The organism is Paraburkholderia franconis (assembly GCF_009362735.1).
In the GTDB taxonomy this organism is placed as follows: Bacteria; Pseudomonadota; Gammaproteobacteria; order Burkholderiales; family Burkholderiaceae; genus Paraburkholderia; species Paraburkholderia franconis.
The window spans coordinates 116945-134776 of sequence record NZ_WHNP01000018.1 but is presented as its reverse complement, the minus strand read 5'-3'; the positions used below and the strand labels follow the sequence as shown (position 1 = coordinate 134776).

The window sequence follows — 17832 nt, the reverse complement described above, 5'->3', positions numbered from 1 at the left end:
CAGACATGAGAGCTGTGCGTTTTCACTGTGCACACGACATCCGGGTCGAAAACGTACCGGACCCGACGGGCATGGGCGCGAACCAGATGATCGTCAAGCCGCTGTGGTGTGGCATCTGCGGTACCGACCTGCATGAATATCAGGCGGGTCCCATTGTCGTTCCGACTGAACCGCATGCATTGACGGGCGCAAAAGCGCCTCAGGTATTGGGCCACGAGTTCAGCGCGGAAGTCGTCGAGGTCGGAAAGGAAGTGAAGAACGTGCAACGCGGCGACCGCATCTCGGTGATGCCGCTCGCGTCGTGCGGCCAGTGCTACTACTGCGCACGCGGCATGCGGCACCTGTGCACGAAGATGGGCTGCGTCGGCCTTAGTTGGGACGGCGGCGGCATGGCCGAATATACCGTGCTCAACGACTATCACGCGAACCGTCTTCCCGACAGCGTCAGCGACAAGCAAGGCGCGCTGATCGAACCTGCCGCCGTCGCGCTGTATGCGGTCGACCGGGGCGGCGTCACGGTCGGCTCGACTGTGCTGATCACGGGCGCGGGACCGATCGGCGTGCTTGCGGCGCTCGCCTGCCATGCAGCGGGCGCCACGAAGATTTTCGTCAGCGAGCCGAATGCGGCGCGCGCAGCGAAGATGGCCGGTTTCGGCGTGACGATGGAAATCTTCGATCCATCCGACGGCGAGTTGCCGCAAAAAATTCGCGACCTCACTGAGGGCGTGGGCGTGGATGTCGCGATCGAATGCGCTGGAAACCAGCACGCGCTGAACGCCTGCGTCGATGCCGTGCGCTCGGCAGGTGCTGTGGTGCAAGCGGGGCTGCATGTCGGCACGGCGAGTGTCGATCCGATGAAATGGTCGTTGAAGGATATCCGCATCGAGGGGACGTGGTGTTACCCCGTCACCATCTGGCCGCGCATCATCGGCATGATCGCGAACGGAAAATTCCCGGTGGAGAAGCTGATTCACGATCTGATCGATGCCGACGATGTTGTCGAAAAAGGCTTCGACGTGCTGAGTGACAAAGGCAGCGACAAGATGAAGATCCTCATCAATCCCCAGACACGGTGACGACATGCCGCACACGCAAGAAAAACATAACACTCAACGGATAGGCTGGATCGGACTCGGCAAGATGGGTACGCCCATCGTGCGCAATCTGCTCAATGCAGGGTTCGATGTGACCGTGTACGACGTCGACGCTGCACGCATAGACGAGGCCGTGCGACTCGGTGCGCACCGTGCTGAAGACGTCCGCAGCGTCGCACGTTCGGCGCACGTCATCTTTTCGATCATCCCCGACGACGCTGTGCTGCGAACGATCGCACTCGGTGGCGAGGGCTTGATCGACAGCGCGAACGACGGGGCCACCTACGTTGACATGAGTACGGTGTCGCCCGCAGCATCCGGCGACGTGCGGAATGCCGCGCTCAAACGAGGTGTCGGCTATGTCTGCGCGCCCGTCTCGGGCAGTACCGTCCTTGCCGAAAAGGGCCAGCTGACCGTTTTCGCATCGGGTCCGCGAGACTCATACGCACAGGTTGTCCCAGCCTTTCAGGCCGTTTCGGCGCGACAGTACTACGTCGGCGAGGATCAGCAGGCGCGATATCTGAAGCTCGCCATCAATCATCTCGTCGGCTCGACAGCTGTGCTGCTTGCCGAGGCGCTCACACTCGGCACGAAGGGTGGACTCGACTGGTGCGACATGCTGGATGTAATCGGCGATAGTGTCGCGGCATCGCCGCTCGTCAAATACAAACTCGATCCATTGAAAAAAAGGGACTTCTCGCCGGCCTTCTCGTCGCGGCAAATGCTCAAGGACATGTCGCTCGTGGTCGATGCGGGCATAAGTGCCGGCGTTCCCATGACAGCCGCAGCGCTCGTGCGAGAGCAGTTCGCGCGCTACGCACAGGGCGACGGCGCAGAGCTGGATTTCTTCTCCATCGTGCGTGCTGTCGAAGCACAAGCCGGCCTCGACCACTGAACCGCTCACATTTCATTCCGGAGTCGCAATGCACTACACCGTCTACTGCCTCGATCACGACAACATGGTCGAGCGCCGTCTTGCCCATTACGAACAGCACAAAACCTATCTCGCCACTTCGCCCGTCAGGATGGTCATGTCGGGCCCGCTGCTGGCAGGCGATCAGGAAACAATGATCGGCAGTTTCTTCCTTTTCGAAGCCGACGAAATCGGCGAGGTGATGCGCTTCAACAGTAACGATCCTTTCAACAAGGCGGGGATCTGGCGCTCGGTGGATATCCGGCCGTTCCTCAAGCGCGTCGACAACCGCTAGTCAGACCAACGGATTCGATTCATGCGAAATCTCGACGAGAACTCCATCACGGATGCCGTCCTCGCGCGCCACGAACATGCACCCGACGAGCGGCTCAAGGCGATCGTCACCAGTCTCGTGCGGCATCTGCACGCCTTCGCTCGCGAGGTCGGCCTGACCGAGCGCGAATGGGAAGCCGGCATTCGCTTTCTCACCGATGTCGGCCATATCACTGACGAGCGACGCCAGGAATTCATCCTGCTGTCGGATACGCTTGGTCTTTCGATGCTCGTGACGGCGATGGCCCATCGCAAGCCCGATGGCTGCACGGAAGCGACAGTCTTCGGCCCGTTCTTCGTCGGGGACGCGCCGGACTACCGTAACGGTGACGATGTGGCCAACGGCGCGTGCGGCGAACCCTGCTTCGTGTCGGGCGTGGTGCGCGGTCCGGACGGCGAGTCGGTGAGCAGCGCACGCATCGAAGTCTGGCAGGCGGACGCCGACGGTTTCTACGACGTCCAGTACGGCCATGCTGACACGCATCGGGCAAGAGGCGTGCTGCATAGCCTGCCCGATGGGCGCTATCACTTTCGCTCGATCGTGGCGGAGCCCTACCCGATTCCACACGATGGTCCCGTGGGACGCATGCTCGAAGCGCTGGGGCGTCATCCCTGGCGTCCAGCGCACCTGCATTTCATGATTACGGCGCCCGGCTACGAACGGCTCGTCACACACGTGTTTCGCGAAGGCGACCAGTACCTCGACTCGGATGCCGTATTCGGCGTACGCTCGTCGCTCGTCGCACCGTGGGTCCGCCATGAATGCGGCACGGCGCCCGACGGCACGGTGATGGCAACGCCGTTCAGCACGCTCGCATTCGACTTTGTTCTGAGCCGATCCTCATGATTGCCTTTACCTACACCAGCCGGCCGGGTCGTATCGTGTTCGGCACAGGTGCGATCGACCATCTCGCGGACGAGCTCGATGAGCTGTGCATCCGCCGGGCGCTCGCGCTGTGCACGCCCGAACAGCGCTTCCTCGCCGACCGCGTCAGGAAACTCGCGGGCGAGCGCTGCGTGGATGTGTTCGACCGGGCCGTCATGCACGTACCCGTCGAAACGGCACAGGAAGGCGTCGCGGCGGCGCTCGCAGCGGGCGCAGACGGACTGATCGCGGCGGGCGGCGGTTCGACGCTCGGACTCGCGAAGGCTATCGCACTCGAAACCTCATTGCCGATACTGGCCATCCCGACGACCTATGCCGGCTCGGAAGTCACGCCCATCTACGGCCTTACGTCCGGCAGCGAGAAAAAGACAGGCAAGAGCTATCGCGTGCTGCCCCGCACTGTGATCTACGATCCGTGCCTCACGCTGACGTTGCCCGTGGCGCTGTCGGCCACCAGTGGCCTCAACGCGATTGCGCATGCAGCCGAGGGACTCTATGCACAGGACGCCAATCCCGTGATGTCGCTCTTCGCGGAGGAAGGCATACGCAGCCTCGCACGCGCGTTGCCTCGCATTGTCGAACGACCGGACGACATTGCCGCACGCGAAGGTGCTCAATACGGTGCATGGCTGTGCGGAACCGTGCTGGGCAGCGTCGGTATGGCGTTGCATCACAAGCTGTGCCATACCCTTGGCGGCATGTTTAACCTGCCGCACGCTGAAACGCATGCGGTGATCCTGCCTTACTCGATGGCGTTCAACCTGTCGTCCGCCCCGGTGGCGCACGAGCGGCTGTGCAAGGCGCTCGATACGCCGGAGCCTGCTGGCGCGCTTCATGATCTCGGCCGCGCGCTGCATACGCCCGCCTCTCTCAAGGCGCTGGGTTTTAGCGCAGTCGATATCCATGCAGCCGCATCGGCGGCAATGCAGGCGCCCTACTTCAACCCGCGTCCACTCTCATATGAAGCGGTACATCGCTTGCTGACCTGCGCTTTCGAAGGCATACGCCCCGACAGCGGAACGTTCGACGGTGTATAGGCGCTCGCTTTATCGCAAACTTAACCACGCTTACTCTTTATGGAAAAACGAGCTCTCATCATCGGCGCGACGGGCATCGTCGGCGGTAACCTTGCGCAGCATCTCGTCGCGCGGGGCGACTGGAATGTGACAGGCCTCTCGCGCGGCCGCACGGCGACAGATAGTGGAGTCGATTCTGTCACGGCGGATCTGACTTCAGCCGACTCCGTCACCCGTGCACTGCACGGGCGGCAGTTCACGCATGTCTTCTTCACCGCGTGGTCGCGGCAGGCGACGGAGCGCGAGAACATCGAGGTGAATGGCGCAATGGTCCGTCACGTGCTGGACGCGCTGGGGCCATCCGGCGCGCTCCAACATGCCGCACTTGTCACAGGGCTCAAACACTACCTCGGACCCTTCGAAGCGTACGCGCAAGGCAGCGTGCCGCTCACGCCGTTTCGCGAGGAACAGGGGCGACAACCCGTTGACAACTTCTACTATGAACAGGAAGACAGGCTGTTCGAAGCAGCGCGTCGATATGGCTTCAACTGGAGCGTGCATCGCCCGCATACGATCATTGGTTTTGCACTCGGCAATGCGATGAACATGGGCACCACGCTCGCCGTATACGCGACATTGTGCAAGGAAACCGGGCAACCATTTGTGTTTCCCGGCTCCGAAGCCCAATGGAACGGTCTCACGGATATGACCGACGCACGTCTGCTTGCGCGTCATCTCGAGTGGGCAAGCGCTTCACCTAATGCGCGCAACGAGGACTTCAACGTGGTGAATGGCGACGTGTTTCGATGGAAATGGATGTGGACGCAGGTCGCGCAATACTTTGGCATCGAGCCGGCGCCATTCGATGGCAGAATGCGCCCGCTCGAAAACCGCATGCACGAAGCAGGCAAGCAATGGTCAGGGATCGCCGAGCGCCATCGATTGAAGGAACCGGCTATTGAAAGACTCGCGTCGTGGTGGCATACGGATGCCGACCTCGGGCGTCCAATGGAAGTGCTGACCGACATGAGTAAAAGCCGCAAGGCAGGATTCCTTGATTACCAAAGTACATCCGATGCGTTCTTCGCTCTGTTCGATAAGCTAAGGCACGAGCGGATCATCCCATCATAAGCCTTTCGAAGGCGCCGTTGACAAGAAAGTACGGCGCCCCTTACCGGTCGTGACCACCCCCATTCTCAGCGCGTCGTCAGCTTCTGGTTCATCCTTTGCCAGCGGTGGCCGACTCGGAAATCCCGCCATGTTACTCAACTGGCAAGCTCATTGTCTGCTTCGCGCAGAAGCACCGAGTGCGCATGAATCTTTTCGGTAGTCAACCGCACCTGCGGACCCGCCAGACTGATGACGCCGACGCAAGGTGAACCACTCACTACGGGCGTCCAACGGCTGACTTCGCCGTATTGTTCCATCTATGAGCTGTGAACATTATCGACGGCGGCTGCTCAAGAATGCAGATCTCAATAGGCGGCCGTTTTGAAATGCCAACTGCGTACGCATTCGGCGGCAGCGCGAGCCTCATGTGCCGCCAGGTCTCGCTATCGCGTCAATCCGATCCGGTGAAGCTCATTAGTCTTCGCATCAAAAAGGCCACTAACGCATGCGTGGCGAGTGTCATCGTCCATCCGACTAGCCAATGCTCCTTTCCGTCAAGAGATTGACTGACGCGGTGGCGTTGACTCTATAGCCCTACAGCGCAGACGCGACGTCGTTTAACGTGCGTACTACCTGGTACATAATGTTCCGAATCCCTGTTTGCGGTTGCCTCGACAGCGTTGCGATGGTGAAATACTCCGAACTTCACGATCCCACCTACTACCGAAGGCGTTGTCACGTTGCCGATGAGACGGCCGCGTAAAATGGCGCGATGAAAAATGCGAAATCTCTCTACCACGGGTACCGCTTCCCACCGTCGGTAATCAGCTGTGCGGTGCGCTGGTACTTCAGGTTTCAGTTGAGTCTGCGCGACATTGAAGAATTGCTATTCGAGCGCGGCGTCGTTGTCAGCTACGAGACGATCCGGCGCTGGTGCGACAAATTCGGCAAGGGCTTTGCCCATTGCGTCAAGGCTGCTCGCCGTAAGCCGAGTGCCACATGGCATCTCGATGAAGTGTTTGTTTCGTTGCGCGGCGAACCTTACCTGTTGTGGCGAGCGGTCGACCAGCACGGCGCCGAAGTCGATGTCCTGCTGCAGAAGCGCCGCGACAAGGCGGCAGCCAAGCGGTTTTTCAAGCGCGTGTTAGACGTCGAGTCGTGGCAACTGCTCGCCTAACAGGTCGGCCACGGCGCAAGCTAGACATCGTCGGACACGGCATTGGAAAAATTTGCCGTCTCCATCCAGCACCAATTTGAAGATCACCGAGTCGAGACGACGGGTCGGCGAGAGTTACTGCCAGCCCACAGTTATTGACTATCAAAATTGGTGCACTGCAACCAAGTTTTGGCGTTTGGAGCAGACTTTGTTGCACGTGAATGCAGCTCAGGCCTTTGGTGCAGACTTTGTTGTGTGTCAATAGACAAAAAAAAGGCGCCATGTTGCCATGGCGCCTTCAAAAAGTTCTAGCCATTCCGAGGGCCGTGCTAGAACCTGAGAGACGGTACTGCAGAAATCCTGCCTTCGAAGCCGCTGCGAAGCGAGCCAAACCGGGCTAACGCCGGCTTGCACACTGGTTGTACGCGCAATTATAAATGGGCGCGAGCCCACCTTTTCGGTTTCGAAATACAGTTCCATTTTTTATGGTAATGCTGACTAAGTCAAGCAAAATTTGAGCAGTTCGACGGACCTCCATCTCACACTTCGATACAATGAATGGTCGTACGAAAAAAGGAACTTAGGCCTTGCTGAGAGAGGGCCGAGCGCGGCCCGGAGGCGTCTGCCTTTCGGCGCGCGTTCGACTATAGTGAAATAACGTTTCATAAAAACCACATGAACCAGTCATCGACGCGTCCGTCCGCCACCGATCCGTTGAAGGAAAAAGACGGCTCCGGCGACGAGGTCACTGCGCTCGCGCGCGGCCTGACCGTGCTCCGGCGCATTGCCGCGGCCGACGCGCCGCTCTCCAACCGCGAGCTGACGGAACTCACTGGCATTCCGAAACCGACCGTCTCGCGGATCACCGCGACGCTCGTCAGCGCAGGCTTTCTGTTTCGCCTGCCCGACAGCGAGCGCTTCGTGCTCACGTCGTCGGTGCTCGAGCTGAGCAATGGTTTCCTGCGCAACTTCGATATCCGCGCGCGCTCGCGGCCCTTCCTGATCGAACTGGCCGAACGCACGTCGCTATCGGTGCATCTCGCCGTGCGCGACCGGCTGGACATGGTCGTCATCGACGCGATCAAGCCACGCTCGGCCGTGCTGGTGTCGCGACTCGAGGTCGGCTCGCGGATAGACCTGAGCCGCACGGCCGTCGGCCGCGCGTATCTCGCCGCGCTCTCCGAGACGGATCGCCAGAGTCTGCTGACGGGCCTGCAGGCCGCGGCAGGCGACGAGTGGGGGCACATCAGCAACCGTCTCGACGCGGCGCTGCAGGAAACGGTCGCGCAAGGCTTCGCGATCGCGACGGGCGAATGGTACGAGGGGCTCAACGCGATCGCGGCCGGCTTCATCGGACCGTCGGGCGAGCGCTACGCGGTCAACTGCGGCGGCTCGGCGCATCAGTGTCCGCGCGACTGGCTCGTGTCGCGCGCGGCGCCCATGCTGCTCGAAACGATCGAAAAGATCGTCCATGAGATCGGCGGAACGCCGGGCCGCCGGCTCGACGATTGAGCTTCGCACCGCGCGAGGCGTCGACGCGGCCGCTCTCCCCGCCGATATGCCTGTTGCCGCGCCAACTTGCGCGACACCCGGCTAACCCAGGCTTTCAATTTACCCAACCGTATGTAACGGTCGTAATCCGCCGAAAAATACGCCGCTGGACTGTAACTCGGCCGGAGACGTAGCATCATGCTTTCCCGCGCGCCGACGCTCGGTGCGGCCGGTTTCGGCGCGGCCCGGCCACGATGCCTGTCATATGCACGCGACGCGCATCGGCAACGGCCAGCCCCGTCGAAGCGGCCATCGGTCCGGTCTTTCGTTGCAGCGGCGCGAGCGCTGCTGCGGCAACGCGACGTCGAACGCGCAGCGGGCAAAAGCACGGCCATCAGGGAGGAGCCGTCATTCATGTCGACAACGCGTCAGGCCGCCAGCGCGGCCGCCGTCACCGTCACATCATGGTCATCTCGATGAGCCACGCATCGCGTAGCATCGCGCGGACAAACGCGAGCACGACAACCCGCGCGCGGCAGGCGTCAGTTCGCGCGCCGCGCATCGCACGTTTGCCTCAATCCACGCCAGCCATTTGATCGAACCGATGGACGAACAAAAAAATCAGCCAGAACCTTCACGCAACGCCGGTCCGTCCAGCCCGCCTACCGGACACGAACCCGGACCCGGCGCCGTCAAGCGGCATCGCGGCCGCACGATCGCGCTGATCGTCGTCGTCGTGATCATTGCGGCGATCGTGCTGGTTCGCTGGCATCCGTGGAACAGAAGCGATGCCGGCGCGAGCGCAGCAACGGGCGCGAGCGGCGCGCGGGCCGCATCCGGCGGGCGTCGCGGCGGCGGCGCAGGCGGCATGAACCAGCCACAGCCCGTCCATGTGGCTGCCGTCACGCAAGGCGAAATGCCCGTCGTGCTGAACGCGCTCGGCACTGTCACGCCGCTCGCGAACGTCACCGTGCGCACGCAACTGACGGGTACGCTGCAGACGGTCGCGTTCCAGGAAGGTCAGATGGTGAAGCAAGGCGATCTGCTCGCACAGGTCGATCCGCGTCCATATCAGATCAGTCTCGCCAACGCCGAAGGCACGCTGGCCAAGGACATGGCGCTCCTGCAAACGGCCCGCCTCGACCTGAAACGCTATCAGACGCTGCTGTCGCAAGACTCGATCGCGAGCCAGCAGGTCGATACGCAAGCGTCGCTCGTCAGGCAGTACGAAGGCCAGGTCAAGTCCGACCAGGCGAACATCGATACCTTCAGGCTCGATCTCGTCTATGCGCGCATTACCGCGCCCGTATCGGGGCGCGTCGGGCTGCGCCAGGTCGACCCCGGCAACTACGTGACGCCGGGCGACACGAACGGCGTCGTGGTCATCACGCAGCTGCAGCCGATCAGCGTGATCTTCACGACCTCGGAAGACAACCTGCCCGCCATCCTCAAGCAATTGCACGCGGGCACGAAGATGTCGGTGACGGCGTATGACCGCAGCAATACGACGTCGCTCGAAGCGGGCTTTCTGGAAACCGTCGACAACCAGATCGACACGACGACGGGCACCGTGAAGCTGCGCGCGACGTTCCAGAACAACGAAGGCCTGCTGTTCCCGAATCAGTTCGTCAATACGCGCCTGCTCGTGAACGTCGTGAAGAACGCCGTCATCGTGCCGACGTCGGCCGTGCTCAACGGCTCGATCGGGTCGTTCGTGTATGTCGTGAAGCCCGACAACACGGTGACGGTGCGCCCCGTGAAAATCGGTCCCGTCGACGGCGAGCGCACCAGCATCACGTCGGGCCTGCAGGTCGGCGAGCGCGTCGTGACGGACGGCTCGGACCGTCTGAAGGAAGGCGCGAAGATCACCATTCCGGCCGACCGGCCCCGTGGTGCTTCGGGTGCTTCGGGTGCCCGCGCCGCATCGGGTGCGGCAAGCGCGTCGGGTGCAGCCGGCGCATCGGGTGCGGCGAGCGCATCGGGTGCAGCGGGTGCATCAGGCGCGCATCGTCACCGGCACGCGTCGCAAACGTCGGCGGAATAAGGTAATGGCTTCCGCATGAATCCATCCCGCGCCTTTATCCTGCGCCCGGTCGGCACCGCCCTTCTGATGGCGGCGATCATGCTGGTCGGGCTCGTCGCGCTGCGCTTTCTGCCGCTTTCCGCGCTGCCCGAAGTCGATTATCCGACCATCCAGGTGCAGACGTTCTATCCGGGCGCGAGCCCCGATGTGATGACGTCGTCGGTGACGGCGCCGCTCGAGCGCCAGTTCGGGCAGATGCCGTCGCTGAACCAGATGTCGTCGCAAAGCTCGGCGGGCTCGTCGATCATCACACTGCAGTTCAGTCTCGACCTGCCCCTCGACGTCGCCGAGCAGGAAGTCCAGGCCGCGATCAACGCGGCGGGCAACCTGCTGCCGTCGGACCTGCCCGCGCCCCCCATCTACGCGAAGGTCAACCCCGCCGACGCGCCCATCATCACGCTCGCGATCACGTCGAAGTCGATGCCCCTCACGCAGGTGCAGGACATCGCCGATACGCGCCTCGCGCAGAAGATCTCGCAGGTCGCGGGCGTCGGCCTCGTGAGCCTGTCGGGCGGCCAGCGCCCCGCCGTGCGCATCCAGGCAAACCCGCGCGCGCTCGCGTCGTATGGCCTCAATCTCGACGATCTGCGCACGACGATTTCGAACCTCAACGTCAACACGCCGAAGGGCAACTTCGACGGCCCGACGCGCGCGTACACGATCAACGCGAACGACCAGCTGACGGACGCCGACGCGTACAAGAGCGCCGTCGTCGCGTACAAGAACGGCCGCCCCGTGATGCTGACGGACGTCGCGAGCATCGTCTCGGGCGCGGAGAATACGAAGCTCGGCGCATGGGTGAACAACACGCCCGCGATCATCCTGAACGTGCAGCGCCAGCCGGGCGCGAACGTGATCCAGACGGTCGACAGCATCAAGAAGCTGCTGCCCACGCTTCAGCAGTCGCTGCCCGCCGCGCTCGACGTGCAGATCGTCACCGACCGCACCACGACGATCCGCGCGTCCGTGCGCGACGTGCAGTTCGAGCTGCTGATGTCGGTCGTGCTGGTCGTGCTGGTGATGTATCTATTCCTCGCGAACATCTACGCGACGATCATCCCGAGCCTGTCGGTGCCGCTTTCGCTGATCGGCACGCTCGCCGTGATGTACCTGTGCGGCTTCTCGCTCGACAACCTCTCGCTGATGGCGCTGACCATCGCGACAGGCTTCGTCGTCGACGACGCGATCGTGATGATCGAGAACATCGCGCGCTACGTCGAGGAAGGCGACACGCCGCTCGAAGCCGCGTTGAAGGGCTCGAAGCAGATCGGCTTCACGATCATTTCGCTGACAGTCTCGCTGATCGCCGTGCTGATTCCGCTGCTCTTCATGGGCGACGTAGTCGGGCGCCTGTTTCACGAGTTCGCGATCACGCTTGCCGTGACCATCGTGATTTCCGCCGTCGTGTCGCTCACGCTCGTGCCGATGATGTGCGCGAAGCTGCTGCGCCACACGCCGCCCAAGGAAAGCCACCGCTTTGAAGCGAAGGCGCACGCGGCGATCGACTGGATCATTGCGCGCTACGCCGTCGCGCTGGAATGGGTGCTGAACCGGCACCGCTCGACGCTCGTCGTCGCCGTGCTCACGCTGGTGCTCACGGGCGTGCTGTATGTGTTCATTCCGAAGGGCTTCTTCCCCGTGCAGGACACGGGCGTGATCCAGGCAATCACGCAGGCGCCGCAGTCGGTGTCGTACGCGTCGATGGCCGAGCGCCAGCAACAGCTGGCCACCGAGATCCTGAAGAATCCGAACGTCGAGAGCCTGACGTCGTTCATCGGCGTGGACGGCAGCAACATCACGCTGAACAGCGGCCGCATGCTGATCAACCTGAAGCCGCGCGACGATCGCGACGCGACGGCAAGCGAAGTGATCCGCCAGTTGCAGCGCGACACGTCGCACATTCCGGGCGCGACGCTCTACATGCAGCCTGTGCAGGACCTGACCATCGATTCGACGGTGAGCCCGACGCAGTATCAGTTCATGCTGACCGATCCGAACATCGAAGAATTCGCGACCTGGGTGCCGAAGCTGATGGAGCGGCTGCAACAGTCGCCCGAACTCGTCGACGTGGCCACCGATCTGCAGAACAACGGTCAGTCGGTGTACGTGGAAATCGACCGCGCGTCGGCCGCGCGTTACGGCATCACGCCCGCGACCGTCGACAACGCGCTCTATGACGCGTTCGGCCAGCGCATCATCTCGACGATCTTCACGCAGTCGAACCAGTACCGCGTGATTCTCGAAGCGCAGCCGCAGATGCAACACTACACGGAGTCGCTCAACTCGATCTACGTGCCGTCGTCGACGTCGACGGGCGGCCAGGTGCCGCTCGCGTCCATCGCGAGCTTCCACGAGAAGCCCGCGCCGCTGCTCGTCACGCATCTGAGCCAGTTCCCGGCCACGACCGTGTCGTTCAATCTGGCGCCCGGCGCGTCGCTCGGCGCGGCCGTGAAAGCGATCGAACAGGCGGAAAAGGACATCGGCCTGCCCGCGTCGTTCCAGACGCGCTTCCAGGGCGCGGCGCTCGCATTCCAGGCGTCGCTCTCGAACGAGCTGTTCCTGATTCTCGCCGCCGTCGTCACGATGTATATCGTGCTCGGCGTGCTGTACGAGAGCTTCGTGCATCCCATCACGATCCTGTCGACGCTGCCGTCGGCGGGCGTCGGCGCGCTGCTCGCGCTGCTGCTGACGGGCCACGATCTCGACATCATCGGCATCATCGGCATCGTGCTGTTGATCGGCATCGTGAAGAAGAACGCGATCATGATGATCGACTTCGCGCTCGAAGCCGAGCGCGTGCATGGCAAGCCGCCGCGCGAAGCGATCTATCAGGCGTGCCTGTTGCGCTTCCGGCCGATCCTGATGACGACGATGGCGGCGCTGCTCGGCGCCTTGCCGCTGATGCTCGGCACGGGCGCGGGCTCGGAGCTGCGCCGGCCTCTCGGTATCGCGATTGCGGGCGGCCTGATCGTCAGCCAGTTGCTGACGCTCTTCACGACGCCCGTGATCTATCTCGGCTTCGATTCGATTGCGCGGCGGCTGCGCGCGCGCTTTCATCGTGACGGCCATCCCACGCCGCCCGTCACCGACGCCGACGCCTGAATGAAGAGGCCGAAACGATGAACCTGTCGCGCCCTTTCATCCAGCGCCCCGTCGCGACGACGCTGCTCGCGATCGGCATTGCGCTGTCGGGCCTGTTCGCGTTCGCAAGGCTGCCCGTCGCACCGTTGCCGCAAGTCGATTTCCCGACCATCTCGATTCAGGCGAGCCTGCCGGGCGCGAGCCCGGAGACGGTCGCGACGAGCGTGGCGAGTCCGCTCGAACGGCATCTCGGATCGATTGCCGACGTCACCGAAATGACGTCGACGAGTTCCGTCGGCTCGGCGCGCATCACGATGCAGTTCGGCCTGAACCGCAACATCGACGGCGCCGCACGCGACGTGCAGGCCGCCATCAACGCGGCGCGCGCCGACCTGCCCACGAGCCTCCGGCAAAATCCGACCTACCACAAGGTCAATCCCGCCGACGCGCCCATCCTCATTCTCGCGCTCACGTCGAAGACGATGACGGCGGGCCAGCTATACGACTCGGCGGCGACGGTGCTGCAACAGTCGCTATCGCAGGTGGACGGCGTCGGCGAAGTGGACGTGAGCGGCTCGGCGAACCCGGCCGTGCGCGTCGAGCTCGAGCCGCAAGCCCTCTTTCACTACGGCATCGGTCTCGAAGACGTGCGCGCGGCGCTCGCTTCGGCGAATGCGAACAGCCCGAAAGGCTCGATCGAATTCGGCCCGAATCGCGTGCAGCTCTACACGAACGACCAGGCGAAGCAGGCGTCGCAGTACAAGGACCTCGTGATCGCGTATCGCAACGGCGCGGCCGTGCATCTGTCCGATGTCGCCGAAGTCGTCGATTCCGTCGAGGACCTGCGCAATCTCGGCCTGATGAACAACGAGCGCTCGGTGCTCGTGATCCTGTACCGGCAGCCCGGCGCGAACATCATCGAAACGATTGACCGCGTGAAGGCGATGATTCCGCAGTTGCAGGCTTCGTTGCCCGCCGCCGCCCAGATCACGCCGACGGCCGACCGCTCGACGACGATCCGCGCGTCGCTGAAGGACACCGAGCGCACTTTGATGATCGCCGTCGCGCTCGTCGTGATGGTCGTGTTCCTGTTCCTGCGCAACTGGCGTGCGACGCTGATTCCGAGCGTGGCCGTGCCGATCTCGATCATCGGCACGTTCGCGGCGATGTATCTGCTCGGGTTTTCAATCGACAACCTGTCGCTGATGGCGCTCACGATCGCGACGGGCTTCGTCGTCGACGACGCGATCGTCGTGCTGGAAAACATCACGCGCCATATCGAGAGCGGCATGCCGCGCATGAAGGCGGCGTTCGTCGGCGCGCGCGAAGTCGGCTTCACGGTGATGTCGATCAGCATTTCGCTGGTCGCCGTGTTCCTGCCGATCCTGCTGATGGGCGGCATCGTCGGGCGGCTGTTCCGCGAGTTCGCGCTCACGCTGTCGCTCGCGATCGGCGTGTCGCTGATGGTATCGCTGACGCTCACGCCGATGATGTGCTCGCGCCTGCTCTTCGAGCCGCACGAGAAGCGGGAAGAAGGCCGCTTCGCGCGCTGGCTCCAACGCGGCTTCGACGGAATGCAGCGCGGCTACGCGCGCACGCTCGGCTGGTCGCTGCGTCATCCGCTGCTGATCCTGATGGTGCTGTTCGTCACGATCGCGCTGAACATCGCGCTCTACATCATCGTGCCGAAGGGCTTTTTCCCGCAGCAGGACACGGGGCGTCTGATCGGCGGCATCCAGGCCGATCAGGCAACGTCCTTCCAGGCGATGAAGGTGAAGTTCTCCGAGATGATGCGCATCGTGCAGGCGAACCCCGCCGTCGACAGCGTAGTCGGCTTCACGGGCGGACGGCAGACCAACTCGGGCTTCATGTTCGTGTCGCTCAAGCCGAAGACAGAGCGCAAGATCTCCGCCGATCAGGTGATCCAGCAGTTGCGTGGGCCGCTGTCGGGCGTCGCGGGCGCGCGCACGTTCCTGCAGGCGGTGCAGGACATACGCGTCGGCGGCCGGCAGTCGAATGCGCAGTATCAGTTCACGCTGCTCTCGGACACCACGGCCGACCTGTACAAATGGGCGCCGCTTCTCACGGAAGCGCTGCAAAAGCGCCCCGATCTCACCGATGTCAACTCGGACCAGCAGCAAGCCGGTCTCGAATCGATGGTGACGATCGACCGCCAGACGGCGGCGCGCCTCAACATCAAGCCCGCGCAGATCGACAACACGCTGTACGACGCATTCGGCCAGCGCCAGGTCTCGACGATCTACAACCCGCTGAACCAGTATCACGTCGTGATGGAAGTCGCGCCGAAGTATTGGCAGAGCCCCGACATGCTGAATCAGGTGTGGATCAGCACGTCGGGCGGCAGCGCGAGCGGCTCGCAATCGACCAACGCGACGGCGGGCACGGTCACGTCGGCCACGACGGCCACGACGCGTTCGTCGGCGGGCGGTACCGCGGGCACGGCGGCGTCGAGCGCGGCCGCCATCGCCGCCGACTCCGCGCGCAATCTGGCGAACAATTCGATTGCGGCAAGCGGCAAGTCGAGCGCGTCGACGGGCGCGGCCGTGTCGACCTCGAAGGAAACGATGATTCCACTGTCCGCGATCGCCCGCTTCGGCCCCGGCAACACGCCGCTCGCGGTGAACCACCAGAGCCAGTTCGTCTCGTCGACGATCTCGTTCAACCTGGCGCCCGGCAAGTCGCTCTCGCAGGCCACGCAGATCATCTACCAGACGATGGCCGAGATCGGCATGCCGGCGACGATCCACGGCAGCTTCCAGGGCACCGCGCAGGCGTTCCAGCAATCGATGTCCGACCAGCCGATCCTGATTCTCGCGGCGCTTGCGGCCGTCTACATCGTGCTGGGCATTCTGTACGAGAGCTACATCCACCCGCTGACCATCCTGTCGACGCTGCCGTCGGCGGGCGTCGGCGCACTGCTCGCGCTGCTGCTCTTCAACACGGAGTTCAGTATCATCGCGCTGATCGCGGTGATCCTGCTGATCGGCATCGTGAAGAAGAACGCGATCATGATGGTGGACTTCGCAATCGACGCGTCGCGGCAAGGGCTGTCGTCGCGCGATGCGATCGAGCAGGCATGCCTGTTGCGTTTCCGCCCGATCATGATGACGACCTGCGCGGCTCTGCTCGGCGCGCTGCCGCTCGCGTTCGGGCGCGGCGAAGGTGCGGAGCTGCGCGCGCCGCTGGGTCTTGCGATCGTCGGCGGGCTGATCGTGAGCCAGATGCTCACGCTCTATACGACGCCCGTCGTCTATCTGTACATGGACCGCCTCCGCGTGCGCTGGGAGGCGCGAAAGAACAAGGGGGCGCAGGCGGCGGCTTCGGGGAGCTGATCCCGTTCGGTTCGCTGCAATCGGTGGCTTTTGTTGCGCTTTGCATTGCTGGGCACTGGCGTCCGCGAAGCATCATGCGAATGCAGGCGTTCAGCGAACCGTTCAGCTAACCGTTAAGCGAACCGTTCGACTGACCACTGCCCCGCCCCCGCCTCTCAAAGCTTCTGCGCCATCGCCAGCATGAATATGCGCGTCCACTGACGCGCCTCGCGCTCCGACACCATCGGCAAGCGCCATTCGGGATGCGCCGCATCCTTCACATCGAGCTTGACCTGCCAGCGCTCGCCATCGCGCACCGGCTGCGCGTGCCGAAGGTCCGCGAAAATGTACGAGCCGCGCGTGCCGCTCACCTGCACGTCGCAAAGACGCTTGCCCGCCGCGAGCCGCACGTCGCCCCATTCGCCTTTGAGCTCGTGCGTCCAGTCGCCGTCGCGGATATTGGCCGCGACTTCGTTGCGGCGACGCCACCACCACGCAAGCATCGCGAGCAGCAGCGCGACGACGATCATCGCGACGCCGATCGCCACGCCCAGCCCGAACTGCGCCGACAGCGCGTGAAACGCCTGCACGGCGCCGTAGATCAGCGCGGCCAGCACGAGCAGTCCGACGACTATCGGCATCGTGTATCGACGGTCAGAAGTGGAGCAACGCGGACTGCACGCGATGAAGCAGCGTCAAGGCTGCTTGTGGGTCGCGGCCCACTCCTTGAGCGCCTGCATCGTGTTTTCGACGTGCTTGTCGGGCGACAGGCTCGTGTATTCGTAGATGACCTTGCCGTCGGGCGCGATCACATACGACACGCGGTTGGCCATCGGCGCGTGCATCGGCAGGCCCGCATCATATGCGTTGATGACCTTCGAATCGGGATCGGCCGCAACCGGGAATTTGCTGCGGCATTCGCTGACCGAGAACTTCGTCAGCTTGTCGATGTTGTCGTGCGACACGCCGATCACGGTCGCGCCGTACTTCTTGTACTCGTCGACGGCTTCCGCGAATTCGTGCGCCTCGATCGTGCAGCCCTTCGTGAAGGCGGCGGGATAAAAGTACAGGACGACGGGCCCTTTCTTGAGCGCATCGGCGAGTTGGTACTGATAGGTCTTGCCTCCGAGCGACGCCTGCGTCGTGAAGTCCGGCGCGTCGTCGCCGGGCTTGAGCGTGGCGGAAGCCGTCAGCGCATACAGCGATAAACTCGCGCACAGCGTAGCCGCCAGCGCGAACGGCACAATCTTCTGCTTCATGTCGAGTCCTCGAAATCGTGAGCGCACGATGCCCGTGCGATGCCGCGCAACGCCCGCATCAACCATGCGAGCCGTCGC

General features: G+C 63.2%; 12 protein-coding genes and 1 pseudogene. 11 read left to right on the top strand and 2 right to left on the bottom strand.

Annotation, left to right across the window (positions count from 1 at the left end):
* Positions 1-5 precede the first annotated feature (5 nt).
* The 11 genes and pseudogenes from GCT13_RS20630 (at position 6) to GCT13_RS20575 (ending at position 16516) form a co-directional block, all read left to right on the top strand.
* Positions 6-1076: a 2,3-butanediol dehydrogenase gene (locus GCT13_RS20630; RefSeq protein ID WP_152761058.1), complete on the top strand. Its 1071-nt coding sequence runs from the start codon at positions 6-8 to the stop codon at positions 1074-1076.
* A gap of 4 nt (positions 1077-1080) precedes the next feature.
* Positions 1081-1989, top strand: coding sequence for an NAD(P)-dependent oxidoreductase (locus GCT13_RS20625; RefSeq protein ID WP_152761056.1), 909 nt, complete (start codon positions 1081-1083; stop codon positions 1987-1989).
* Positions 1990-2017: 28 nt separating this feature from the next.
* Positions 2018-2302 carry a YciI family protein gene (locus GCT13_RS20620; protein WP_152761054.1) on the top strand — a complete coding sequence of 95 codons (285 nt, stop codon included), beginning with the start codon at positions 2018-2020 and terminating at the stop codon, positions 2300-2302.
* A 21-nt stretch (positions 2303-2323) separates the two neighbouring features.
* Positions 2324-3187, top strand: coding sequence for an intradiol ring-cleavage dioxygenase (locus GCT13_RS20615; protein WP_152761052.1), 864 nt, complete (start codon positions 2324-2326; stop codon positions 3185-3187).
* Positions 3184-4263, top strand: a complete 1080-nt coding sequence (locus tag GCT13_RS20610; protein WP_152761050.1) for a maleylacetate reductase — start codon at positions 3184-3186, stop codon at positions 4261-4263. Before GCT13_RS20615 ends, GCT13_RS20610 begins: the two co-directional genes overlap by 4 nt.
* Before the next feature lie 39 nt (positions 4264-4302).
* Positions 4303-5373: an SDR family oxidoreductase gene (locus GCT13_RS20605; protein ID WP_152761048.1), complete on the top strand. Its 1071-nt coding sequence runs from the start codon at positions 4303-4305 to the stop codon at positions 5371-5373.
* Between the two features lie 751 nt (positions 5374-6124).
* Positions 6125-6499, top strand: a pseudogene (locus tag GCT13_RS20595) (IS6 family transposase); the annotation flags it as partial.
* Between the two features lie 684 nt (positions 6500-7183).
* Positions 7184-8020 (top strand): IclR family transcriptional regulator, encoded by an 837-nt coding sequence (locus tag GCT13_RS20590; RefSeq protein WP_152761046.1) that lies wholly within the window; start codon positions 7184-7186, stop codon positions 8018-8020.
* 583 nt (positions 8021-8603) lie between these two features.
* On the top strand, positions 8604-10043 hold the full coding sequence (locus GCT13_RS20585; RefSeq protein ID WP_152761044.1) for an MdtA/MuxA family multidrug efflux RND transporter periplasmic adaptor subunit: 1440 nt from the start codon (positions 8604-8606) through the stop codon (positions 10041-10043).
* A 15-nt stretch (positions 10044-10058) separates the two neighbouring features.
* Complete coding sequence (locus tag GCT13_RS20580; protein ID WP_152761042.1) at positions 10059-13184, top strand: MdtB/MuxB family multidrug efflux RND transporter permease subunit; 3126 nt, start codon at positions 10059-10061, stop codon at positions 13182-13184.
* A gap of 17 nt (positions 13185-13201) precedes the next feature.
* Positions 13202-16516, top strand: coding sequence for an efflux RND transporter permease subunit (locus GCT13_RS20575; RefSeq protein WP_152761041.1), 3315 nt, complete (start codon positions 13202-13204; stop codon positions 16514-16516).
* A gap of 155 nt (positions 16517-16671) precedes the next feature.
* On the opposite strand, the gene GCT13_RS20570 is transcribed toward GCT13_RS20575, so the two are convergent.
* Both GCT13_RS20570 and GCT13_RS20565 read right to left on the bottom strand, forming a co-directional pair.
* The gene (locus GCT13_RS20570) at positions 16672-17136 is read right to left on the bottom strand and encodes a hypothetical protein (protein WP_152761039.1); all 465 of its coding nucleotides are present in this window, start codon (positions 17134-17136) and stop codon (positions 16672-16674) included.
* A gap of 54 nt (positions 17137-17190) precedes the next feature.
* Entirely contained in the window at positions 17191-17754 is a 564-nt protein-coding gene (locus GCT13_RS20565; RefSeq protein WP_152761037.1) for a redoxin domain-containing protein, read from the bottom strand.
* Between the last annotated feature and the right edge of the window lie 78 nt (positions 17755-17832).